Origin of the sequence: Campylobacter sp. RM12651 (assembly GCF_022369475.1) — a bacterium.
Classification (GTDB): Bacteria; Campylobacterota; Campylobacteria; order Campylobacterales; family Campylobacteraceae; genus Campylobacter_E.
In genome coordinates this window covers 1,684,305-1,707,116 of sequence record NZ_CP059600.1, presented here as the reverse complement: position 1 = coordinate 1,707,116, position 22,812 = coordinate 1,684,305, and the positions used below count along the sequence as shown (strand labels likewise).

The following is a 22,812-nucleotide window of genomic DNA, read 5'->3' as shown; positions in this document are numbered from 1 at the left end:
ATATTAATTTGCATATTTTATAAGGGCTAATGTGATAGAATGGATATATAATAAATTAATAAAAGTTTTTGTTGCAACTTGCTTTAAAGTTTTGATATTTATTGTTTTATTGTATGTAATTTCTTGGTCTTTTTTAATGTTATATATGGATACTTTTATACTTACTTTAATACCATTAAGATACTTATTGCCATGGTTTTTTATAGATGACGATGATGCTTATGCTCGAGGTTTTTTGTTAGGTTTTTTGTTGCTTATGATATGGAGTTATTTTAGTATATCTGCGACTAAAATCTATTGTAAAAATATTATTAATTTTTATAAAGGCGAGAAAGATTTAGGCTTTTTATTTTATTTTACCTTATTTAGTATTCTAAATGCGTTTTTTAAATTTTGCTTTTTAAAATTAGGAGATATTCACAATAGCACTTTAACTCTTGCTATTGCTTTAATATCTACGATTTTAATTTATTTTTATATGAAATCTAAGGCTACTAAAAAGAACTAAAATTATTGATAAATTAGATTTTCTGATTAATTATTAATATAAAGAAAAAGATTTAATTTTAATTTAGTTTTTAAAAATTTATAATTAAAAGATAGTGAAAATTGGTGTTAAATCATTTGCAAGTTTGCTGTGGATTTGAAAAATGAAATTTCTAATTTAAATTTTAAAACCATAAAACTTCAATATTCTTAAAATAAAGCAAATAACTTGAGCTACAAGTAATTTTATTTGTTAACGCTCATAAAATTACGCTAAATTCTAAGTCTTTTTAAAATTTAAATTAGTTACAAATTAGATAAAAATAAAAAAATTTAACATTAAAAAATATAGAATTTAAAATACAAATTTTAGATTTTTAAAAGCTAAATTTTTAATCCAAATTCTTTATGCTTAAAACAATTAAATTATGAAAAACTGCCGTTAAAAATCCATCAAGCTACGAAGCGTTAGCAAAGCAGGTTATGGATTGTAGACAGTTTTTCCCTACAGAGCGTGGTCAGTGGATTGGAAGTGGTTTAAGGGTAAAGCAAGGTTTGATTTCGCAATTTAAGTCTTCTTCCCTTCCCCTTGAAAGATTTTAAATTTAAAGAAATATTTTTATTATAAAAAATCTTAAAAATCAAACAAAAAAAATAAAAAGAGAAAAGAATTTAATTTAGGAATTTACTTTTGTTTTTGGATTTAAAAAATTGAAATTCCTTTTTTAAATTCTTTTTTTAGTGTGTTTTTCCACTCTTGAGATTATTATTTATAACTAGCAAATGAATTGCTAGTTATAAATAATAATGAGAGTGAAATTAGAATTTGTAATATTTATGAATTGAAAAAGTTTTAAGGTAATTCATTGTATTTTTAGGTGTATTTTTAATAATTTTAAAAATAAAGAATTTAAACTAAGAATTTGGTTTTAACTCCAAAAAGAACCAACGCTAATTAAGTTGGTAAAAATTGGTAAGATTTTGAGTGTTTAACATTAAAAATTATGGAATTTGAATTAAGAATTTGATTTGTGGTTTTAGTTTTAAAATTAAAATTCCTGTTTTAAATTCTTTTTTTCAGTGTGTTTTTTCCACTCTTGAGACTATTATTTATAACTAGCAAATGAATTGCTAGTTATAAATAATAATGAGAGTGAATAGGTAAAAAAGATAAAAGAAAATTAAAAATATAAAAAGTTTTTTGGGTCTTAAGTAATGATTATTAAAATTAAAAGCTTTTTAGGTGGTAGGTAAAGATTATAAAAACATAAAAGCTTTAGGATAATAATCACTAAGAAAAATTATAAAAATTAAAAATATAAAAAACTTTTAGGTTTAAGGTAAAAAATAATAAGCTTTAAAAAACAATCTCTAAGTAAAAAGACAAAAACTCATAAAAACAATAAAGCTAAAAAGTTTTACTTTCTAGCTTTAGATAAGTTCTTAAGAACTTAATAAATAAAAGTTCTTAAGAATAATTAGTATTAGAATTTATTCTTCATAACAGCTTCAACAGCAATGCTAGCCATTAAATCTACTTCATCTGATATTTTATTAGTATTATCAGCTACTACTACATTAGCACGTGTTAGCTCATCTATACTACTTATTGCTTCATTTATTTGAGATATTGCTTGAGTTTGTTCTTTAATGCTTTCACTCATATCATTTATACCTTGAGTTAATACATTAACACTTGCTTCTATTTCTGTTAGTGATTTTTGAGTGCTTTCAGCTAGTTTTCTTACTTCATCAGCAACTACAGCAAACCCACGCCCATGCTCACCTGCACGTGCTGCTTCAATTGCAGCATTAAGTGCAAGTAGATTAATTTGTTCTGCAATGTCTCTAATCATAGTAATAACATTTTTAATATCTTCTCCGTTTTTAATAACTTCGTTTGATTTTTGATTTACTGCATGCATAGATGCACTCATCTCTTCTACTGCTGCTGCACTTTCTTGTAAGCTACTTGCTTGCTTTCTTGCACCTTCGTTTATATCACTAACACTTGTTTTTAGTATTTTAGATTTATCTTGTAGGTTTCTTGCAGTTTCAAGATTTGTTTTTAACATATCTCTTATTTGCTTACCTAACATATTAGTTGCAAGTTCTACTCTACCTTTAGCATTTTTTATTTCATTTCTAAAGTCGTTTTGGCTATATTCATCAAATATCTTTTCAATTGAGTTTGTATTAGCTCCAACTTTTTCTTCTAAAGTATCAAGCATTTTATTTAAGACATTTTTTAATTCAATTAATTGTGGGTTTGCAGGATTTAAAGTAATTCTTGCTTTTAAATCTCCGCTTTCAATTGCTGCTGCTGTTTGAACGCTTTGTTCTACTGCGTTTGTATCTTGAGTAAGTGAGTTGATTGTTCTTTCAATGTTTTCATTAATAGCTTTAGCCATATCTCCGAATTCATCTTTAGAATTTAAATCAATCTTACTTGCTGTTTTTCTTTCGTGATTTATTAGTGCGAATACTTCTCTTAGACCTTTTTCTATAACATTAATTGGGTTTAATGAGCGTCTTATTAATACCAATAAAATAGCTAAAATTACAATTAAAGATATAACAAACATAGTTAAATTTGAAATAATAATATCATTTAGCTCTTTAGAATAGTCGCTATATTCATTTGTGCTACAAAAAGTCCAATTTAATTTATCATATTTTTTACATACAGCTAATTTTGTTGCATTGTTAAATACATATTCAAGTTGAGTGATTTTATTTGAATTATTTGACGCATTTGACATTGCATTTTTGAATTTAGCATCAATTTCTTTTAAAACATCGTGTGGTTTTAGCTCTAAAGCTTCGTTTTGATGAATTGTAAATCTTAATAATTTATCATATGCAAATACCGCATTTGTAGGAGAATATTTAATAGAAAGAATATTATTTCTCATATTTTTTAAAGATAAATCCCCGCCTAAAACTCCTAATAATTTACCATCTTTGATGATTGGAGCTGATATAGTTGCTACTACTGACTTGATTTTATTATCGTAATAAACTTCATCAGCAATAATTGCTTGTCCTTTTTCAACTGCTTCTTTATACCATTGTTTAGCCCTATCACCTTCATCAGGTAAAACTATAACTTCATCATCATTTTCTTGACTAATATAATAAGCCATTCCATTGTCATTTCTAGAATAATATAAAGCGTTAAATCCAGAAGTTAAAAACACATTTTTAATTTGTTGTTTGATTAATTCTTCTTCTTTGTATAAGTCTGCTTTACCAAGAGTTTTAGAAAAACTATTAATAAAATTTGTTCTATCTACAAAAAATGTATCTGCATAAAGCATAGTAGCTTCTAGTGTGTGCTTTTTTCCAATTCCTGAGTAGCCAATAGCATCTTCTTTAGAATTTTCGTAATTTGTAATGCCTAATACAATAAAGCAAATAACTAAAGGCACACTAATTAATAATGGAATTTTGTTTGTTAATTTCATACTTTTTCCTTGCCTGTGAATTTGATTTGATTATATTATAAACAATTAATTAAAATTAATTTTTAATTTTTTTAAAATAAAAAGTAAATTCACTCCCTTTATTTAGTTCGGAATTTAACATTATTTTAATTTTATGTATTCTAGCTATCTTTTTTACTATTGAAAGTCCTAAACCTGTACCTTTTATTTGCTTGTTTCTGCTTATTTCTTGTCTAAAAAATCTCTCATATATTCTATTTTGAATATCTTTGCTAATGCCTATACCAGTGTCTTTTATGGATAAAATTATATGTTTTTTATTAATGTTTAAACTAATAAATATTTCGCCATTATCTACATTGTATTTAATCGCATTATCAATTATATTATAAAGCATAGTTTTTATTAGTTTTTCATTGGAAAAAAATATAAACTCATCTATATTCATAAGTATTTTTATATTTTTTTCACGGATTTTAAAATCTAATTCTTTAATAATTTGACTTAAAACATTGCTTATATTTACATTTGTCATCTCAAAATTATTAACTTCATCTAAAAATGATAATTTAATAATCTCATCAATCATCTCAAGTAAAGCACTTGATTGATTGTAAATTGTATCTATGAATTGCTTTTCATCTTCTTTTTTTACTAGATTATTTTTAAGCATTTCAGAGCTTAACATTATTGAAGTAAGTGGAGTTTTTAACTCGTGAGTAACATTTGCACTAAACTCAGCTCTTATCTTTTTAAATTGTTTATTATGTTCTTTTACTTGAGATAAAAAAGTCTTTAATTCATTGTATTGAAATGATTTATCAAGCTCGTTTATGTCAAGTTCGTATAATGGTTTTACTATGCTTTTGCTTATAAAATATGCAAGAGTTAAGCTAAGTAATGTTATTAGTAAAAATACTAAAAATATTGTTTTAAAAATTTCTATTTTAAAATCAAGATTTATAAAATAAATATTATCAAAAACGCTAAAAATCGCTGCTTGTAATAGTATCAAAACAAAAAATGAAACAAAAAATATAGCAAAAAATATCCTAGTTCTCATAAGCTATTTTATATCCTACTCCACGAATTGTTATTATGTATTTTGCATAATCTTTTAATTTATTTCTTAAAGTATTTATATGTATATCTAAAGTCCTACTTGAAATATTTGCTCCCCAAATTTCTTTTAATAAATCTTCTTTTTTAAGGCAAATGTTTTGGTTTTTAATGAGTTTTGTAAGTAATTCAAATTCTTTTAAAGTAAGGTTTATTTCTTCTTCATTAATGCTTACTATTCTAGTTTTTAGGTTAATTTTTAAATCTTTAAAAATGATTTCATTATTACAATCAATTCTTCTTAAAATATTTCTAATTCTTGCTAGGAATTCTAAAATAGAAAAAGGCTTAGTAATATAATCACTTGCTCCTAAATCAAGACCTTTTACTTTATCGTTTTCTTGATTTAACGCACTTAGTAAAATTACTTCAATAGCTTTTGTTTTTTCATTAGATTTTATTTTTTTTAGGATACTAAAACCATCTTCGCAAGGTAGCATAATATCAAGCACTAAAATATGTGGAATTTGATTGTTTAATTCGCTAAAAAGCTCTTTTGCATTAATTAAACTAATGACTTTAAAACCACTGCTTTCTAAAGCATATTTTATTAAGTTATTAATGCTTAAATCATCTTCTAAAACATACACCAAAGGTAAATCTTGCATAAGTTATCCTAATTAAAAAATATTGAAAATATTACAAAAAATAAGTAAGAAAAATAATATGAAAATAATTATTAATTTAAATAAATTCTAAATATTAAATTAATTTTGGTTTGTTTATCAAAAAGGAATACAATTTCACTCATTTTTAAAAAAAGGAGACAAAATGAAAAAAGTATTATTAAGTTTAGCAGCATTATCTTTATTAAGCACTGCAGCAATGGCTAATGATGGAGCTACATTATTTAAAAAATGTATTGCCTGTCATGGTAAAGCAGCTGAGAAAAAAGCTCCAGGTGCAGAAATTATCATCAATACTTTAGATGAAAAAACAATTTTAGAAGCTTTACAAGGTTATAAAGCTGGAACATTTGGCGGAAAAGCTAAGAAAACTATGGAATTACAAGTTAAAAATCTTAGCGAAGATGATATGAAAGCATTAGCTGCTTATATCGTAACTTTAAAATAATTCTTAAGTTCAGGAGCAATCCTGAACTCTTTTACAAACTAACAACAATTTTCATCATAAACATACAAATAAAAGCATTTAAAATACTTGTTATTATTAGTAGTATCCAGTATTTTTTAGCAACTCCTGCAACAGCTAATAATCTTCCTAAATACTGAAGTTGAGCTCCCATTAAAAATATAGCAGGTAAAACTATGCTAACGCCAATATTATCAATAATCCCATTTGCATATAAATTAACAGCAATTCCAACTCCAGCTGAAGTGCTAAGCCACGCTGATAAAAGTATAGTAATTGCTTCTCCTGGTAAGCCAAAAATATTCATAATAACGCCACAATAATCTCCTAAGAATTTCATAACTCCTAAGATTTTTAACATTTCAGCTATTACATAAGCCATTAAAACATTAGGAATTAGATTATATAAAGCGATATTAAAACCTTTTTTAGCACCTACTATAAAAATATCTAATGGGTTTTTGCTCTCATTATTCATTCAAAATCCTTTTTATAAAATGTATTTAAAACTATTCTTACAAAAATAGCTCCTACGAATTTCATAATTAGCATTAATACAAGTGGAATTATTGGTAAGCATACTAAATGTCCTAATAATGCTGAACCTATTGCAAAAAAGTTATTAATCATACCAGCCCCACTATATTGCCAAGCGCAAATTACTACTAAATCTTTATCGTTTATATAATTTTTATCTCTTGCTTCTTTACTCATAGCAGCACCTGCATCTGTGCTTTGTAAATCAGTAATTAATATAAGCCCACATAATCCAGGAACTCCTAAAATAGGTTTTAAAATAGGATTTAATAATTTTTGAGCAGCCTTAATAGCTCCATAATGCTCCATTACTTCAATTACTCCAAGTGCAAGCATTACAGCAGGAATTAAGCTAAATGCAAATAAAAATCCAGCCCTAGCACCACTTCCACCATCTCCTATGAAGGTCGTAGCTTTTATATTAGCTTCATCTAAGATTTTTGGGATTTTACCAAAACCACCTGTTAAAGTAGAAAAATCAAAAGCCTTTAGCATATCGTGTCCTGCTAAAAGTCCTGAAAAAAATAAGATTAAAAATATTAAAGCAAGATAAGCACTAGGTTTTACTTTTCCTACTTCAAATTCTGTAGCTTTTTGCATACTACTCCTTTTAAATAAAATAAAGTTTTTATTCTACAATATTTTTTAAGAAAACAATAAGAAATAGTTATTAGTATTTATATTTTTTAAAGGAGTTAATATGGAAGTTATCAAACATTATGAGTATTTACACGAAATTCCAGAGCTTGGATTTAAAGAATTTAAAACGAGTGAGTATTTAAAAACTACTCTTAAAAATGCAGGTTTTAGTATAACCAATATAGGAGATACAGGTTTTTATACGGAGTTAGGAAGTGGTAGCAAGATAATTGGACTTAGGGCTGATATTGATGCTTTAGGTCATATAATTGATGATAAAGCTTGTGCAAGGCATACTTGTGGGCATGATGCACATATGTCTATGCTACTTAGTGCAGCTTTAAGGGCAAAAGAGCAAAATATCATTAAAAATAACAAAATAAGATTTATATTCCAACCTGCTGAAGAATTAGGCAGTGGAGCTTTAAAGATGATAGAATTAGGAGCTTGTGAAGGTTTAAACTCTATTTTTGGAATGCATATTCGCCCAATTCAAGAATGCCCAAGTCCTAAAGCAATAGCTTCAATGTATTATGCAGCAAGTTCAGCTATAAAAATTACTATTAAAGGCAAAGCAGCTCACGGAGCAAGACCACATTTAGGAATTAACGCAATTGATGTAGGTGTTAGTATTATTGATGCTGCGAGAAAAATTTATATAGACCCAAATAAACCAAGTAGTATAAAAGCAACTAGATTTATATGTGATAGTGGGGTTACTAATTCAATTCCTAGTGAAGCTATTTTGGTATTTGATTTAAGAGCTCAATATAATGATAGTATGCAAGAGATGAAAGAAAAACTTGAAAAAATCATAACAAATATAGCAAATGCTTATGATGCTAAGGTGAGTTTTGAATACTTAATCAATATTCCCGCAGCTGTAATTAACAAAGATTTAGCTAAGATTTGCGAAAAAGTTATAAGCAATACTTTAGGAGAAGAGAATTTAATCAAAGAGCAATTTACACCTGGTGGAGAAGACTTTTTCTTCTATCCTATTAAACTAGGCATTCCATCAGCATTTATGGGCTTAGGAGTTGATTGCGCTCCTGGACTTCATCATCCTGAAATGAGTTTAAATAAAAATGCCTTAGAAAATGGTGTTAAATTGTGGCTTAATTTAATGCTTGAGCTTGAGAATTTAAAATAGGAATTAGATGAATTATAAATTAGGCGTTATTTTATTAATTGATTTATGCGTTTTATTGTGGCAAAACAGCTTTTTAAGTATTAGCCCTTATGAATTAAACGAGCTTAGCTCAAATAGTTTTAATGGGCTTTTTGCTAATTTTGCCTTAAGTGTTTTTGGCAATGAAAATATAAGATTTGCTTATATAATCTTGCATATTTTAAGCAATATTTTGCTATATAAAATATCAATTAAATACCTTAAAAATAACGCCTATATATCTAATATTATCTTTAATCTTACTCCAGGAAGCCTTGCTTCAGCATTACTAATTAATCCTGCAGGAATTATTATATTTACTTCATTACTTCTTGTATATCTTGCTATAAAAAGGCAATTTTATATATTTTATGGAGTATTGATTGCTTGTATTTATATTGATAAAGCTATGATTTCATTATATATTGCTTGTATTTTTTATGCTTATTTTAATAGATTATCAAAGTTATTAATTTTATCAATTTTACTAATGTTTGCTACTTTTATAATGTATGGATATGATTTTTCAGGCAGACCTAGGGGGTATTTTTTAGACTCACTTGCTATTATGTCGGCTGTGTTTTCTCCGCCTTTATTTTTGTATTTTTTCTATACGATTTATTATATTAGTTTTAAGGGTAAAAAGGACTTGCTATATTGTATAAGTGCGAGTGCTTTTATAATATGCTTATTATTATCATTTAGACAAAAGCCAGAAATTGCCGAGTTTTTACCATTTTTACTACCTGCTATACCTTTAATAATTGCTAATTTTTTAACTTCTTTTAAAGTGCATTTACCACAATTTAGAGCAAAACATAATGTGATATTATTTTTTGTATTAATTTCTTTAGTGATTAGCTTTTTATTTGTGATATTTAATCCATTTTTATATAGATTTGTTGATGAAAACGAGCATTTTGCTAAAAATTATCATTTAAATAAAGAATTAGCAAAAGAGCTAAAATCACAAGGCATTAATGAAATTAGTGTTCGTAATGATAATTTTAAAGTATTAGAATTTTATGGGATTTTGCCTTGTTATCAAAATTGCAAAATAATCACTCCTTGTGAAAAAGGAAATATCAATATAAACTTTTTTGCTAAAGAATTTTCATTTTGTTTAAAGAATGAAATTTAATATAAATATATAAGTAATTATTGTAATAATTTTCAAAAATTTTTAAGTATCATTAAATAAAATTAAACGAAAATTAATTATTTAAAAAGGAGATTTAATGCAAGTTAATTTATCTAATATTTATAATAATACTTATCATAAAATGGGCGAGAGTTTTGGTGGAGTAAAGAGCGAAAACGAATTAAAACAAATTGATGAAAATATCAAAAATAATAAAATTGATGATATAAAAACAGGCAATAATAGTGGCAATAAAATCTATTTTGAAAGTAAAAATGGCATAAGTTCTGCAAGTATTAGTGATGAGAGTTTAGATAAATTAAAAAGCCATTTTGATAGCAAAGACTTTTATAAGCGTGAAGATGGCAGTATTATTTTAAATGGTAATGCAGAAAAATATATAAGTGGTTGGTTTAGTGATATTGCTTATGCTAGGGGATATGTAGCTGCTAATAAAAACAATAATGATTTTTTAAATAAAGATGAATTATTAGAGCTTAATGTAGTAGCTAAGTTTAGTTTAGATGGAACAAATCCGCAAAATTATCAAAGCTATCAAAAAATTGAGCGTTTTTTAGCTGATAATACTACGATTTTAGATTCTGTGCCTAAAAATATTGATGAAGCATTAAATCAAACAATATTATCAAATAGTGATTTTGATGATACGATAACTTTAGGTGAGAGCGAAGAATTTGCAGCTAATAAAAATCCACAAAACCTAAACACACAAAATACAAGCACTCAAAATGTAAATCTAGCATCAAATGAAATAAAAAGCACTAATGTTGATGATGAAGAAGCAAAGAAAAAGCAAGAAATCGCAAACGCACTATCAAGCCTAACAAGGATTAAAAATACAATTAATACAAACGGGGTAAAAGCACTTAGTAAGGCTGATTTAGATAAGCTTGAAATCTTAAACATTGACCCAAATTCATTGCAAAATCCTCAACTTTTAGAGAAATTTAACAAAGCTAGTGATAAAGCTAACGAGCATTACGCTAATTTTTTAAATGTTGATAAGACTTATATAGATGAGAAAATGGCAAAAAGTGATGAGTTTTTAGGTGATTTTACTCACGATAGTGCTGATATAGTAAAAGATTTGCTAAAGAATAAAACACTAGATAAACTAGCATAAATTAATATTATTTAATTCAAATTCAATTTTAGAATTTGAATTAAGTATTTTTTAAATAATATTTATATGAAGACTTTTTAAAATATCTAAAGCTTTTTGGTGCAAGTCTTCATCATAACTAGCAGTTGCGTTTTTATCTATAAAAATATTTGCATTAGGAAGTGCAGATTTTGCAATCACTGCATTTGATAAGACGCAAATATTACTTACAAGTCCAACAATTTCAATATTTTTATAATTTTTATTGCTTAGATAATTTCCAAGTTCAATTGAGCCAAAAGTATTTTTATAAAAGCATAAATGATTTTTAGAAAACTCATTTAATTTCCCATAAATTTCTATTCCATTTGTGCCTTTAATACAATGTTTAATAGGTAGATTTTGCCCTTCTATAGTGTCTAAATAATCATCATTATGTGTATCAATAGTAAAGATTATCTCATCATTGTTTTTAAGATATTTTTCATATTTTTCTAAGATGATATTTTCTAAATTCTGTGCCTTTAAAAACCCTAAAGAGCCTGTTACAAAATCATTTTGAAAATCTACTATTATTAAAAGATTTTTCATGAATTTCTTAAGCTTTCGTATTCGCTTGGAATTAGATTAAGCCTTACATCACAAGGACTAAAGCCAACTCGCTCACCTAATTTAAACAATACTTCAAGTGATTTTATTTGCTCATCCTTTAAGCTAATACTATCATCGTTTGCATAAAGACTTAGATATTTATTAAGCTCATCTTCATTTACTCTCACTTCGTTTTTGCCAAGCAATATACGACTTAATAAAGCTTTATTTTGAGTAGCGACTTTTACTGCACGAGTTAGCTCATTTTCAATTTTAATTGCATCGCTTAGCATTAAAGAGCGGCGTATTGCCATTCCACCAAGTGGTAAGGTAAGCACTTCGCCACATTCAGCCTTGCAAAACTCCGCCCAAATATCCCAAATCTCACGCTCAACTCTTAATTTATCACTAAAATTAAGAATACTCTCATGTATTAACACCCCAGCATCTACACTACCATCTAAAACAGCTTTTTCTATATCTAAAAAGTTCATATAAGTAATTCTTGCATTAGGATATGCTAGTTTAAAAATTAAAGCATTTGTGGTATTTTCCCCACTTAAAGCCACTTTAAAATTAGGTTTTAAAACCTTATCTTTTAGAGTGATTAGTTTTGGACCATAGCCATTGCCAAAACTAGTAGCACATCTTAGCAAGGCATATTCGCTTTGAATTTTAGGATACACAGCAAAAGAAATTGCACAAACATCATAAATATTATTTAAACTTGCTTTATTTAGTGTTTCTATATCATCAGCAACGCTAGTATAATTAAACTCCGAACTTATCCAACCATAGCGAATTGCTGCATACATAAAAATATCATCAGCATCAGGGCTATGAGCTAGGCTAATTTGCTTCATTTTTCATCCTTAAAATTTGGAATAATTCCTTTGCTATTTCTTCAATTATAGGAACAATAACACTGTTTCCAATTTGTTTATAGCTTTGAGAATAATTTCTTTTTATTTTATACTCTTTTGGAAAACCCATTAAACCCAAACATTCCATTTCGGTTAATTTTCTGTTAAAATTAACCAATACTGGCACATTATTACCACCTGTTCCCATTTTTGCAGTAAGACAAGGTGATATTTTGTCTGTTTTGAAACTACATCTTGATTTTCTAATCTCATAGGCTAGTATTAAATCTTGATTGTTTATTATATTGCCTTTAAATTTATTTATATTTTCTTTAGCTATTTTTGTAATTTCATATTCTTTGATTTCTTTTTTTTCAATTATGTTTTCTAAATTGATTTGTTTTGGAAGTTTTTTAGGAAATATAAAATTAGCTTTATAGTTTTTATCAATTCCCACACAATACCATCTTTTTCTATTTTGTGGAATACCTAAGTCGGTGGCGTTTATTATTTCGTAAAAAATATCGTAATTTTCTTGTTTTAAAAGTTCTAAAATAGTGTTGATTGTTTTTTTATTGTCATGATTTATTATTCCAGCAACATTTTCAAGTATAAATGCCCGAGGTTTTTTTGCTTTTATTATTCTTAAAATGTCAAAAAACAATGTTCCCCTAGTATCGTTAAATCCTAGTCTTTTACCAGCTATACTAAATGGTTGACAAGGAAAACCAGCACATAAAATATCATGATTTGGTATATCATTTTCATTTATTTGAGTAATATCTCCTGCTGGATATTCATTAAAATTGTCATAGTATGTTTGCCTTGCGTACTTATCAATATCAGAACTAAATACACATTCGGCGTTTAAATGTTCTAATGCTATTCTAAATCCACCGATACCACAAAATAAATCAATAAATTTAAACATTTTTATCGCCTAATAAATGTTTTAAGATAGCAGATACTATTGGTGGATTTACAGCATTGCCTGCTTGTTTATACATTTGTGTATTGCTTATTTTTGAATTTTGGATATTTTTTATGAACTCTGTAGAAAAACCTTGGATTAAAAAGCATTCTTTTGGACTTAATTTTTTAATATATTTTGAAGTATTTTTTTGAATTAGTATTTTTGGAGAATCTGATCTTGCTAAAATTGTAGGCGATAAACCTAGCACAGAATAAACCCTTCGTTGTCTTTCTAAATCATTATGAATTTCTTTTGGTAAGTCTAATAATTTTATAATTTCTTTTTTCTTTGTAATATTTAAATCAATTTTAATTGTATTTATAAATTCTTGAACTTTATTTGGCAGTAAATGATTTTCCAAATCATCTAGAACAATATCATTTAATACTTTAAATGTATTTGATTTATGTAATGTATTAAAAAAATTAAAACATGTGAAATCTTTTTTTATATTGTATATGGTATCAGTACTTGGAGTTTGTTCTTGTGTGTATTTGTATATACCTACGATATAAATTCTCTCTCTATTTTGTGGAATATCAAAATCCTTTGCATTTAATATATCAAAATCAACTGTATATCCTATATCATTAAGAGATTTTAATATCGTTTTAATTGTTCTTGATTTATCGTGTGATATTAAATTTTTTACATTTTCTAAAATTATATATTTTGGTTTTTTAGATTTTAAAATTCTTTCTATATGAAAAAATAATGTTCCACGGGTATCACTAAACCCCATTTGTTTACCTGTAATACTAAATGGTTGGCATGGAAAACCAGCAAATAAAATATCGTGTTTTGGTATATCATTTTCGTTTATTTTAGTAATATCTCCATAAAGTCTAGCCTTAGGGAAATTAGCTAAATATGAAGCTTGTGCAAAATTGTCAATTTCTGATGAAAATATAAGCTTATGTTTTATGTTTGCTTGTTTAATGCCTTCTTCAAAACCACCAATACCTGAAAATAATGAAACAACTTTCAAAAAAATCCTTATTTGATAATAATTGTATAATTACCTTTGCTTCTTCCCGAGCCTGTTGTTATTGTATAATTCGTTATGATATTTTTAGTTAACTCTGAATTTTTATATATAAAATGTGCTACATAAGGTTCGTTAAACCATCCTAAACCTTGAAAAATAGCTTTTTTTAAATTTATATCAGAATCAATGATATTTCTTAAAATATTTTCACTTTCTTTTTTTATATATGTATAATATTTTATATCATGAAAGTAATTATTATTAAATAACTTATTAAGGTTTGTTAAGTTAATTTTTAAATTATCTAATATAAATTTATTTTTAAACAATTCACTTTCATTTACATATATTAAATTCGCAAAAAATAATTCAAGCGCAAAATCGCAATATTTAGAAAATGCTTTTATAAACGATTCTTTGCTAAATTTGCAAATTGTGTAGTTTTTTGAATTTTTTAATTTGATTGAAATTCCTGTTTTTTCAATTTTTTTATATTGCTCATTTTCATACAATATATATTGATTGAGCAACAATTTGCTTTTATTAATATTATTGATATAAACAGCATACACATCAGCCTTTGGCATTACATTTTTATGGCTTAGATTAGAATATATTCTTTTTTTGACACGGACTAAAAATATATTTTCATAATTATTTATATTTGGCAATATGGTTTTCCATTTGCTATCACTTTTATTTTTATTTAAAGTAGAAACTAAAAAATCTTCTTCTTTATCACCAAAAAATGTTCCAATATTAGAACTCTTTTTCATCATAAGTTGGTTTAAATCTTTTTTCATAGAAGAATATTTGACTTGAATTTGACCTCTTTTGTGTTCTGAGTTACCACTTAATGATAAATTCCAAGATTGAAAACTTAAGTGAGATATATTAAGTGCAGATTTACTCTTATTGTTTGTATTTATCAAAAAATTAATAATTTCAGTTTTACTTAACCATACTCCATTTTCAATATTGCCATGATATATGAAATCTACAGTTGAATTGTATTTTCCTACAAATATAAAGCGTTCTATTAATTCTTTTTTATGTTTATTTAAAAAATTTTGAATACTATTGATTTTATCTGGGTATTTAAGTTTAAATACTTTACTATTAATTCTATTAGATATATCGCCACTTCCATCAAATGTCTCATCTGAATAAACAAAAAACTTAATTAAATTACATATATCATCACTTGCATTTAAATTGGTTTTTATAAAATTACAAAATTCATCTACTTTTTCTTGATGACAGCTATTGCCACTTCCAAGCTTTAGACTAATTCCATATTTAACATCATTTATAAAAATATAAAAATCTTGTTTTACTTTATTATTTGTTACCAGTTTTGCACTAATTTTTAATTCATTTGAAAATCTAATATTTTGGTAATCACATAAATCTTTTATAAAATTTTTCATATTTAAATTTAAATCATTTATGTGTGTTTGATTTAAATAATCAACAAATTGTATTTCATTTTTAAAACCATGAGAATTATTATGAGTATTCATTGTTACTCCTCTAATAATTGAGAAGCTTTAATATTTAATGCATTTGCTATTTTTTCAATATTATTTATAGATATATTTCTAAGATTTCTTTCTACAGCTGAGATATAAGTTCTATGCAATCCCGATCTAAATGCCAATTCTTCTTGTGATAAATTAGCAGTAGTTCTATATTTTTTAAGATTTTTTGAAAAAATATATGATAATTTTTGCATCTAAGCTCCATAATTTTTTTATAGATTATGACAGCTTAGAGATTATTTATCTACATACAATAAGTAACACTTATTCTTGTAAGCAACCTTTGAAAATGAATTTATGCTCTTTAGGTAAAGCTTCATAGATATTGTAAGCTAGCTCTCTAATCTCTTTAAGTGCAGCTTTACTAGTTCTAAGAGTTAAGAAATTTTGTAAAGCTCTTGCATTTATACTCCAAGTAAGCTCGGTTTTATAACATTCTGGCAAGGCATATTTTGCAATATCTTGTGTCATTCCTTCGGTATTTAAAATAATTCTTAGTTTTTCTAAAGCACAAATACTAGCATTATCAACCAAGCGATTTCCAGTTAGCACAATATATTTTTGTGCATTAGCAAAATCAAATTCCTTAAACTCACTTTCATTTCTTAGTTCTTTTAGAGTATATCTAGTGCTTTTTACTGATAAACTTGCGTGGCGATGTCTTGCTAATTCTTGCAAACAAGCTCTTGAAATGCCTTGAATATAAAAATTATAATTTAAATGTTCAAGCGTGCTAGAATGCTTATAAATATTTCCGATACGATTTATTAGTTCGCAGTCTTTTTCTCCTCCGTTATCGCCTTTATCAAAGCTTTGCCAACAAGTTCTCATAGCGTGAGAACAGATATTTAGTGGGGTGTAATTAAGTAGTGTAATTCTCATTATTTGCCTTTAATTTGATTTTTTTCATTATAGTTTTTTTATATAAATCTTAAGGAAACTTCAATGAATATGCTAAAAATCTCAATTTTAAGTATTTCCTTAGCAACCGTTACAGGTGGAGCTGCCGTTGCACCTGCTTTAGGACTTATTGCTAAGCATTTTTCAAATGATAGTGAATTACTTATTAAATTAATTATTACTTTACCTTCACTTTTTATTATCTTTTCAAGCTTAATTTTTGCAAAATTAGCAAATTATTTAAGCGTTAAGCAACTTGCTTTTATAGGTTTTATATTGTTTATAGTTGGCGGGGTTGCTCCGTTTTTCTTAGATGACATAATTCAGGTTTTGGTGTTTAGAGCGATTTTAGGCTTAGGCACTGGCTTTTTAATGCCATTAAGCGTTTCTTTACTTGGCTTTTTATTTAAAAAAGAAGAGCAAGGAAAACTAATGGGACTTAGTGCAATGTGTAATCAATTAGGAGCAGTTATTACCGTTAGTTTTTCTGGCTTTTTAGCGTCAATTTCTTGGCAATATAGCTTTTTAATATATCTTTTTGCTTTGGTTTTATTTGTTTTAAATATGATTTTTTTACCTAATATAAAAATAGCGGAGAAGAAAAAGAAATTAGATTTAAGAAATATAAAAAATCTTAGTGGAATTTATATTAATTTATTTTTAGTCCAAGTTTTGTTTTTTAATTTTACGAATAATTTTTCAATAATTTATCAAAAAGAGCAAATTATTAGCGCAAGTTTTATTGGTGTAATTATGGGATTTAATGGCTTGTTTGGTGCAATTGCTTCTATAAATTTACATAAAGTTGTTAAAAAAATTAGAACAAAAATCAAAATCTTAGGAGCATTTATTTATATTTTAGCCTTTTTACTTTTTGCTATAAGATTTAGCGAACATATAGAAATCGCAGGAATTAATTTAATGCTAATAATAGGAATAATTGCAGCTATTTTAAATGGTCTTGCAGTTGGCTTTAGCTTACCATTTTTGTTTTCACAAATTAGCACTAGAAGTAAAAAACAAAACCTAGCTACAAATATGGCATTAGCTAGTATTGCGACATTTAGCGGACAATTTTCTAGTCCATTAATAGATGAATTATTAGAACATATTTTCAATCTTCATCATCCAAGAGACGCATTTTTAATAGCTATGTTTATTGCAATATTCTTATTTATTTATAATCTTAGGTTAAAAATCAAATTAAGAAATTAAAAAAAGGAAAGGTATGGCAAAAGCAAAAGAAACAGCAGTAATTGAAGATAAGGCAAAAGCCCTTGAAGCTGCATTAAAAGGCATTAATAAAGCTTGTGGAGAAGGTGCTATTGTTAGATTTGGAGATAAGCCTATAATAAAGGCTGAGCCAATTTCTACAGGCTCACTTGGGCTAGATATTGCACTTGGAATTGGTGGAGTTCCTAAAGGAAGAATAGTAGAGATTTATGGACCAGAAAGTAGTGGTAAGACAACGCTAACACTTCAAATCGTAGCTCAAGCTCAAAAGATGGGTTATACTTGTGCTTTTATTGACGCTGAACACGCACTTGACCCTGTGTATGCTAAGAATTTAGGCGTAAATATTGATGATGTTTTAGTATCTCAACCAAGTTGCGGAGAAGAAGCATTAGAGATTGTAGAACGCTTAGCAAGTAGTGGAGCGGTAGAGCTTATAGTAGTAGATAGTGTTGCTGCACTTACTCCTAAGGCTGAAATTGATGGAGAGATGGGAGATACTCATGTAGGTCTTCAAGCAAGACTTATGAGCCAAGCTTTAAGAAAACTTACTTCAGTAGTTAGCAAGATGAACTCAATGGTAATTTTCATAAATCAAATTCGTATGAAAATAGGTCAAACAGGTTATGGAAGTCCAGAGACAACAACGGGTGGAAATGCACTTAAGTTCTATGCAAGTGTAAGAATTGATATTAGAAAAACCGCTACATTAAAACAAGGCGAAGAGCCTATTGGAAATAGAACAAAAGCAAAAATAGTTAAAAATAAAGTTGCACCTCCATTTAAAACAGCAGAATTTGATATTATGTATGGAGAAGGCATTAGCTATGAAGGCGAATTAATTGATTATGGTATTAAGCTTGATATTGTAGATAAAAGTGGTGCTTGGCTTAGCTATGGTGGTAATAAACTAGGTCAAGGTAGAGAAAATGCTAAAATTTTCTTAAAAGAAAACAAAGAAATAGCAAATGAAATTGCAGAAAAAATCAAAGCTAGTATAGGCGATGATATTACATTAGAAGGAGAAGTTGGTGAAAATAGCGAAGATTGATGCACTTGAAGTGCTAGATAGCAGGGGTAATCCTAGCGTTAAGGTTAAAGTAGTTTTAGAAAATGGTATTAGTGGCGAAGCAATAGTTCCAAGTGGTGCTAGCACAGGGATTAATGAAGCTTTAGAATTAAGAGATGGTGGGAGCTATTTCTTCGGTAAAAGCGTAAGTAAAGCAGTAAATAATGCTAAGCATGTTGCAGCTGGACTTATAGGCAAATGCGTATTTAATCAAAGAGAAATTGATGAGCATTTATTAGCAGTTGATGGCACGAGTAATTATTCTAGCTTAGGTGCTAATGCAGTTTTAGGAATTTCAATGGCAGTTGCAAAAGCAGGGGCAAATGCTAGTAATTTACCATTATATAGATATTTATGTGGAGAGTTTAACGCACTTCCTACACCTATGCTAAATGTATTAAATGGTGGAGCTCATGCTGATAATAATATAGATATTCAAGAGTTTATGTTACTTCCAACAGGTTTTGATACTTTTAAAGAAAAATTATTCTCAAGTGCAATTACTTATCATACTTTAAAAGATATTTTAAAGAAAAAAGGCTTAAGCACAGCATTAGGAGATGAAGGCGGATTTGCACCTAATTTAAGAAGCAATGAAGAAGCTATTGAATTATTACTAGAAGCTATTAATAAAGCAGGTTTTAGTGGCAAAATCAATCTAGCATTAGATGTTGCAGCAAGTGAGCTTTATAGTGATGGAAAATATGATTATGAGGGCAAAAAGCTAAGTAGCGATGAGATGATTAATGAGTATGAAAAATTATTAAAATATCCTATTTTAAGCATAGAAGATGCACTTGCAGAGCAAGATTATGAAGGCTGGGTTAATTTAACTAAAAAAATCGGCTCAAGAACACAATTAGTAGGAGATGATTTATTTGTAACTAATGTTAAATTATTACAAAAAGGCATTGATGAAGGTATGGCAAATGCGATTTTAATCAAGCCTAATCAAATCGGCTCAATCTCTCAAACAATAGACGCTATTAAACTAGCTCACGCAAATGGCTATAATACTATAATGAGCCATAGAAGTGGGGAGAGTGAAGATAATTTCATAGCTGATTTTTCATTAGTTTGCAAGTATATTAAAACAGGTGCTCCTGCAAGGGGAGAAAGAACAGCTAAATATAATAGATTGCTTGAAATTGAAGCAGGATTTTAATGCAAGAATTATTAGACAACCATAATTATAAAAAGTCTAATTTAAAGATTTTTACAAAGGGCATTTTAGAAATTGCCCTTTATGTATTTATTTTATTTTTTGGGCTTTTTGCGATATTGTTTTCTAAATCATCAATAGAGACAACTATGATGCTAGATACAAGGATAGAAAAGCTAAAAAATCAAATATACGAGCTTAATAAAACCAATGCACAATTGCAAAAAGATTATTTTGAATTGCTAAGCATTCAAGGCGATTATGATAATTGATTTTTCAAAATACTCAAGCGTAAAAATCGGCGCAAATTGTGAAGTAAAAGTAATTGATGAGATGATTAAACACGATTATTTAGTCATTGGAAATGCTAGTAATTTGCTAATCAATCAGCCTAAAAATCTTGCAATTTTAGGCAAAAAATACGAATATATTAAAGAATATAATGATTATTTAGAAATAGGGGCTAGAACTAGCTCATATAAATTATTTAATTATTGTAAGAAAAACAACCTAACAGGTTTAGAATTCTTATCACACTTACCAGGACAAATGGGCGGCATTACTAAAATGAATGCAGGAATGAAAGAATTTGAAATAAAAAATTATATTTTAGAAGTAAATGTTGATAATGAATGGATTAAGCCAAATTTTACTTATAGAAATAGTGATATAAAAGGCACAATTTATGCTATTAGACTTAGATTAAACAAAGGTTTTAGCCTTGAATTAGTAGAGCAATTTAGCAAAATGCGAGAAAATCAGCCAAAAGGTGCTAGTTTTGGTAGTATTTTTAAAAACCCACAAGGCTTTAGTGCAGGAGCATTGATTGATAAAGCAGGGCTTAAAGGCAAGGTAAAAGGCGGTGCAAAGATTAGTGAAATGCACGCAAATTTCTTAATAAATTTTAATAAAGCTAGTTTTGAAGACGCATTGTATTTGATAAAACTAGCACAAGATGAGGTTTTAAAGCAATTTAACATACTTTTAGAACCTGAAGTTCTTATTTTAAATTAAATTCCAATATAAAAATATTTCAAAAAATTTTTAATTTATTTACTTTTGTTAATGGGGGGGGGTATTATAATCATTATCAATTTAAAAATTTAATAAATTATTTATATTCTAAGGAATTTGTTTTGAATATTTTCAAAATTATCATATTTGTATTGATTTTAGTAGGTTTATTGACATTTACGGCTTATTCTATTTTGCTTAGTTTTGAAATTATTTAAAGCTTTTATCTTATTGATTTAGGCAATTAACCCTAAAATATCATTAAAATTAATATTTTTATTACAAATATACAAATAATTTTTAATTTCCTTGCATTTTGCTATCTTTTAGGTTATTATTTTGGCTTATTTTTTAAAAAAGGAGATTATTATGAGGAGTTTACTTTGGCTCAGCTAGGAGCACTTTTTCTAAAGTAGGTTTTGTTTTAGCCCTTGCGGGTGGTGCTGTTGGACTTGGAAATGCGTGGAAATTTCCTACAATGGTTGGGACTAATGGTGGTTCTGCCTTTGTTTTACTTTATTTATTCTTATGTTTAACCTTAGGTTTATCTTTATTTTTAGCAGAAATTGCATTAGGAAAAATTACTAAAAGTGATTTAGCTACGAGTTATTTTACCCTTGCTAGATTTAAGCCAAAATTATGCAAAATGGGTGGAGTTTTTATGCTTACTGGCATACTTGTATTATCGTTTTATTTAGTGGTTTTATCTTTAGTATTTCACTATATATTTTTAAGTTTTTCTTTACCTAATACCTTAGATGAAGCAGGAGCGCTTTTTAATAATGCAATAGGCGAGAATTTATTTATTAGCATAATTTGCTTTAGCATTTGCTTTTTTATGACTATTTATATAGTTAGTCGCGGGATAATTAATGGGATTGAGAAATTAAATGTGATTTTAATGCCTGCATTATTTGTAATACTTTTATTAATGCTAGGTTTTAGCTTTACTCAAGATGGATTTTTAGATGCGTGTGAGTTTTTATTTAAACCTGACTTTTCTAAATTAGGGCTTAATTCTTTACTTGATGCTTTAGGACTTAGTCTTTTTACTTTATGTCTTGGGATAGGTTGTATTAGCACTTATGCTGCTAGTTTAGATGAAAAAACTAATATTTTAAAATCAAGTTTATTTGTAGTGTTTATAAATCTTTTAATAGGTCTTATGATGGGACTTATTGTTTTTACTTTTGTATTTAAATTCGGAGCAAATCCTAATGAGAGTGGAGCAGGACTTGTATTTATTAGCCTTGCTACTTTATTTTCAAAATTTGGTTTTTTAGGCGAAATTTTATCATTTAGCTTTTTTATAGCTTTATTTTTTGCAGGAATTACGAGTGCTGTTTCTATGATTGAGCCATTTACTTTTTATCTTGAAAATAAAATGAGTAGAAAAAAAGCTTTGATTATTATTGGAATTTTTGTTTATATAATAGGTATTTTAGCTCTTCTTGGAATGGCGAATAAGCTTAGCTTTAATACTTTTGATGCTTTAGATTTTTTCACAAGTAATATAATGCTTCCTTTAGGAGTGTTGTTTTCTAGTATTTATGCTGGATTTTTAATGAAAAGATATTCATTCTTTAAAATCTTTTTACCTATATTTGGCAAAAATTTAACTAAGTTTTATTTTATTTTTTTAAGATTTGTAACACCAATTATAATAATTTTGATATTAATTAATAATTTTTACCCCTTAGGAAGTTTTTTAAAGTAGAATTAGG

22 protein-coding genes and 1 pseudogene are annotated in these 22,812 nt (G+C 27.1%); 11 read left to right on the top strand and 12 right to left on the bottom strand.

The features are described 5' to 3' along the window. Positions 1-31: 31 nt before the first annotated feature. Positions 32-508: a hypothetical protein gene (locus AVBRAN_RS08420; protein ID WP_239803036.1), complete on the top strand. Its 477-nt coding sequence runs from the start codon at positions 32-34 to the stop codon at positions 506-508. Between the two features lie 1,462 nt (positions 509-1,970). Here AVBRAN_RS08420 and AVBRAN_RS08415 read toward each other — a convergent pair. The 3 genes from AVBRAN_RS08415 to AVBRAN_RS08405 are packed head-to-tail and all read right to left on the bottom strand — an operon-like array spanning position 1,971 to position 5,659. After that, positions 1,971-3,953: a methyl-accepting chemotaxis protein gene (locus AVBRAN_RS08415; RefSeq protein WP_239803035.1), complete on the bottom strand. Its 1,983-nt coding sequence runs from the start codon at positions 3,951-3,953 to the stop codon at positions 1,971-1,973. 55 nt (positions 3,954-4,008) lie between these two features. After that, a complete protein-coding gene (locus AVBRAN_RS08410) occupies positions 4,009-4,995 on the bottom strand; it encodes a HAMP domain-containing sensor histidine kinase (protein WP_239803034.1) in 987 nt (328 codons plus the stop codon). Continuing rightward, positions 4,985-5,659 (bottom strand): response regulator transcription factor, encoded by a 675-nt coding sequence (locus AVBRAN_RS08405; protein ID WP_239803033.1) that lies wholly within the window; start codon positions 5,657-5,659, stop codon positions 4,985-4,987. The genes AVBRAN_RS08410 and AVBRAN_RS08405 overlap by 11 nt, the downstream gene beginning before the upstream one ends. Positions 5,660-5,822: 163 nt before the next feature. On the opposite strand from AVBRAN_RS08405, the gene AVBRAN_RS08400 reads away from it, so the two are divergent. Continuing rightward, positions 5,823-6,125, top strand: coding sequence for a c-type cytochrome (locus AVBRAN_RS08400; protein WP_214118628.1), 303 nt, complete (start codon positions 5,823-5,825; stop codon positions 6,123-6,125). Between the two features lie 31 nt (positions 6,126-6,156). Here the strand turns inward: AVBRAN_RS08400 and AVBRAN_RS08395 are convergent, their stop codons facing one another. Together AVBRAN_RS08395 and AVBRAN_RS08390 are read right to left on the bottom strand one after the other, a co-directional pair. Then, on the bottom strand, positions 6,157-6,621 hold the full coding sequence (locus AVBRAN_RS08395; protein ID WP_239803032.1) for a YjiG family protein: 465 nt from the start codon (positions 6,619-6,621) through the stop codon (positions 6,157-6,159). Continuing rightward, positions 6,618-7,280: a hypothetical protein gene (locus AVBRAN_RS08390; RefSeq protein WP_239803031.1), complete on the bottom strand. Its 663-nt coding sequence runs from the start codon at positions 7,278-7,280 to the stop codon at positions 6,618-6,620. The genes AVBRAN_RS08395 and AVBRAN_RS08390 overlap by 4 nt, the downstream gene beginning before the upstream one ends. A gap of 100 nt (positions 7,281-7,380) precedes the next feature. On the opposite strand from AVBRAN_RS08390, the gene AVBRAN_RS08385 reads away from it, so the two are divergent. The 3 genes from AVBRAN_RS08385 to AVBRAN_RS08375 all read left to right on the top strand — a co-directional run bounded on the left by AVBRAN_RS08385 (position 7,381) and on the right by AVBRAN_RS08375 (position 10,775). Next, the gene (locus AVBRAN_RS08385) at positions 7,381-8,472 is read left to right on the top strand and encodes an amidohydrolase (RefSeq protein ID WP_239803030.1); all 1,092 of its coding nucleotides are present in this window, start codon (positions 7,381-7,383) and stop codon (positions 8,470-8,472) included. 7 nt (positions 8,473-8,479) lie between these two features. Next, positions 8,480-9,631, top strand: a complete 1,152-nt coding sequence (locus AVBRAN_RS08380; RefSeq protein ID WP_214118621.1) for a hypothetical protein — start codon at positions 8,480-8,482, stop codon at positions 9,629-9,631. A gap of 97 nt (positions 9,632-9,728) precedes the next feature. Then, the gene (locus tag AVBRAN_RS08375; protein ID WP_239803029.1) at positions 9,729-10,775 is read left to right on the top strand and encodes a hypothetical protein; all 1,047 of its coding nucleotides are present in this window, start codon (positions 9,729-9,731) and stop codon (positions 10,773-10,775) included. Between the two features lie 51 nt (positions 10,776-10,826). Here AVBRAN_RS08375 and AVBRAN_RS08370 read toward each other — a convergent pair whose 3' ends face one another. The 7 genes from AVBRAN_RS08370 to thyX form a co-directional block, all read right to left on the bottom strand. Beyond that, a complete protein-coding gene (locus AVBRAN_RS08370; protein ID WP_214118617.1) occupies positions 10,827-11,345 on the bottom strand; it encodes an isochorismatase family cysteine hydrolase in 519 nt (172 codons plus the stop codon). Then, positions 11,342-12,208, bottom strand: coding sequence for an MqnA/MqnD/SBP family protein (locus AVBRAN_RS08365; protein ID WP_214118615.1), 867 nt, complete (start codon positions 12,206-12,208; stop codon positions 11,342-11,344). Before AVBRAN_RS08365 ends, AVBRAN_RS08370 begins: the two co-directional genes overlap by 4 nt. Beyond that, positions 12,195-13,139 carry a DNA (cytosine-5-)-methyltransferase gene (dcm, locus tag AVBRAN_RS08360; protein ID WP_239803028.1) on the bottom strand — a complete coding sequence of 315 codons (945 nt, stop codon included), beginning with the start codon at positions 13,137-13,139 and terminating at the stop codon, positions 12,195-12,197. Before dcm (AVBRAN_RS08360) ends, AVBRAN_RS08365 begins: the two co-directional genes overlap by 14 nt. Then, a complete protein-coding gene (gene dcm / locus AVBRAN_RS08355; RefSeq protein WP_239803027.1) occupies positions 13,132-14,169 on the bottom strand; it encodes a DNA (cytosine-5-)-methyltransferase in 1,038 nt (345 codons plus the stop codon). Before dcm (AVBRAN_RS08355) ends, dcm (AVBRAN_RS08360) begins: the two co-directional genes overlap by 8 nt. An 8-nt stretch (positions 14,170-14,177) precedes the next feature. Next, positions 14,178-15,692, bottom strand: a complete 1,515-nt coding sequence (locus AVBRAN_RS08350) for a hypothetical protein (protein ID WP_239803026.1) — start codon at positions 15,690-15,692, stop codon at positions 14,178-14,180. 2 nt (positions 15,693-15,694) lie between these two features. Continuing rightward, complete coding sequence (locus tag AVBRAN_RS08345; RefSeq protein ID WP_239803025.1) at positions 15,695-15,904, bottom strand: helix-turn-helix transcriptional regulator; 210 nt, start codon at positions 15,902-15,904, stop codon at positions 15,695-15,697. 70 nt (positions 15,905-15,974) lie between these two features. After that, entirely contained in the window at positions 15,975-16,592 is a 618-nt protein-coding gene (gene thyX / locus AVBRAN_RS08340) for an FAD-dependent thymidylate synthase (protein ID WP_239803024.1), read from the bottom strand. A gap of 63 nt (positions 16,593-16,655) precedes the next feature. Here thyX and AVBRAN_RS08335 point away from each other — a divergent pair, with 63 nt between their 5' ends. The 6 genes and pseudogenes from AVBRAN_RS08335 to AVBRAN_RS08310 all read left to right on the top strand — a co-directional run. Next, positions 16,656-17,825, top strand: a complete 1,170-nt coding sequence (locus tag AVBRAN_RS08335; protein ID WP_239803023.1) for an MFS transporter — start codon at positions 16,656-16,658, stop codon at positions 17,823-17,825. A 13-nt stretch (positions 17,826-17,838) separates the two neighbouring features. Beyond that, complete coding sequence (gene recA / locus AVBRAN_RS08330) at positions 17,839-18,894, top strand: recombinase RecA (RefSeq protein ID WP_214120448.1); 1,056 nt, start codon at positions 17,839-17,841, stop codon at positions 18,892-18,894. Then, positions 18,872-20,077 carry a phosphopyruvate hydratase gene (gene eno, locus AVBRAN_RS08325; protein ID WP_214118607.1) on the top strand — a complete coding sequence of 402 codons (1,206 nt, stop codon included), beginning with the start codon at positions 18,872-18,874 and terminating at the stop codon, positions 20,075-20,077. Before recA ends, eno begins: the two co-directional genes overlap by 23 nt. Beyond that, positions 20,077-20,346: a hypothetical protein gene (locus AVBRAN_RS08320; RefSeq protein WP_214120447.1), complete on the top strand. Its 270-nt coding sequence runs from the start codon at positions 20,077-20,079 to the stop codon at positions 20,344-20,346. The genes eno and AVBRAN_RS08320 overlap by 1 nt, the downstream gene beginning before the upstream one ends. Next, positions 20,336-21,088, top strand: a complete 753-nt coding sequence (locus AVBRAN_RS08315; RefSeq protein ID WP_239803022.1) for a UDP-N-acetylmuramate dehydrogenase — start codon at positions 20,336-20,338, stop codon at positions 21,086-21,088. Before AVBRAN_RS08320 ends, AVBRAN_RS08315 begins: the two co-directional genes overlap by 11 nt. Before the next feature lie 394 nt (positions 21,089-21,482). Beyond that, a pseudogene (locus tag AVBRAN_RS08310) lies at positions 21,483-22,805 on the top strand (sodium-dependent transporter); the annotation flags it as partial. Positions 22,806-22,812 lie beyond the last annotated feature (7 nt).

Coding starts and splice junctions, on each gene's coding strand:
- AVBRAN_RS08415 (WP_239803035.1), bottom strand. CDS start 3,953: ATGAAATTAACAAACAAAATTCCATTATTAATTAGTGTGCCTTTAGTT.
- AVBRAN_RS08410 (WP_239803034.1), bottom strand. CDS start 4,995: ATGAGAACTAGGATATTTTTTGCTATATTTTTTGTTTCATTTTTTGTT.
- AVBRAN_RS08405 (WP_239803033.1), bottom strand. CDS start 5,659: ATGCAAGATTTACCTTTGGTGTATGTTTTAGAAGATGATTTAAGCATT.
- AVBRAN_RS08400 (WP_214118628.1), top strand. CDS start 5,823: ATGAAAAAAGTATTATTAAGTTTAGCAGCATTATCTTTATTAAGCACT.
- AVBRAN_RS08395 (WP_239803032.1), bottom strand. CDS start 6,621: ATGAATAATGAGAGCAAAAACCCATTAGATATTTTTATAGTAGGTGCT.
- AVBRAN_RS08390 (WP_239803031.1), bottom strand. CDS start 7,280: ATGCAAAAAGCTACAGAATTTGAAGTAGGAAAAGTAAAACCTAGTGCT.
- AVBRAN_RS08385 (WP_239803030.1), top strand. CDS start 7,381: ATGGAAGTTATCAAACATTATGAGTATTTACACGAAATTCCAGAGCTT.
- AVBRAN_RS08380 (WP_214118621.1), top strand. CDS start 8,480: ATGAATTATAAATTAGGCGTTATTTTATTAATTGATTTATGCGTTTTA.
- AVBRAN_RS08375 (WP_239803029.1), top strand. CDS start 9,729: ATGCAAGTTAATTTATCTAATATTTATAATAATACTTATCATAAAATG.
- AVBRAN_RS08370 (WP_214118617.1), bottom strand. CDS start 11,345: ATGAAAAATCTTTTAATAATAGTAGATTTTCAAAATGATTTTGTAACA.
- AVBRAN_RS08365 (WP_214118615.1), bottom strand. CDS start 12,208: ATGAAGCAAATTAGCCTAGCTCATAGCCCTGATGCTGATGATATTTTT.
- dcm (WP_239803028.1), bottom strand. CDS start 13,139: ATGTTTAAATTTATTGATTTATTTTGTGGTATCGGTGGATTTAGAATA.
- AVBRAN_RS08350 (WP_239803026.1), bottom strand. CDS start 15,692: ATGAATACTCATAATAATTCTCATGGTTTTAAAAATGAAATACAATTT.
- AVBRAN_RS08345 (WP_239803025.1), bottom strand. CDS start 15,904: ATGCAAAAATTATCATATATTTTTTCAAAAAATCTTAAAAAATATAGA.
- thyX (WP_239803024.1), bottom strand. CDS start 16,592: ATGAGAATTACACTACTTAATTACACCCCACTAAATATCTGTTCTCAC.
- AVBRAN_RS08335 (WP_239803023.1), top strand. CDS start 16,656: ATGAATATGCTAAAAATCTCAATTTTAAGTATTTCCTTAGCAACCGTT.
- recA (WP_214120448.1), top strand. CDS start 17,839: ATGGCAAAAGCAAAAGAAACAGCAGTAATTGAAGATAAGGCAAAAGCC.
- AVBRAN_RS08320 (WP_214120447.1), top strand. CDS start 20,077: ATGCAAGAATTATTAGACAACCATAATTATAAAAAGTCTAATTTAAAG.
- AVBRAN_RS08315 (WP_239803022.1), top strand. CDS start 20,336: ATGATAATTGATTTTTCAAAATACTCAAGCGTAAAAATCGGCGCAAAT.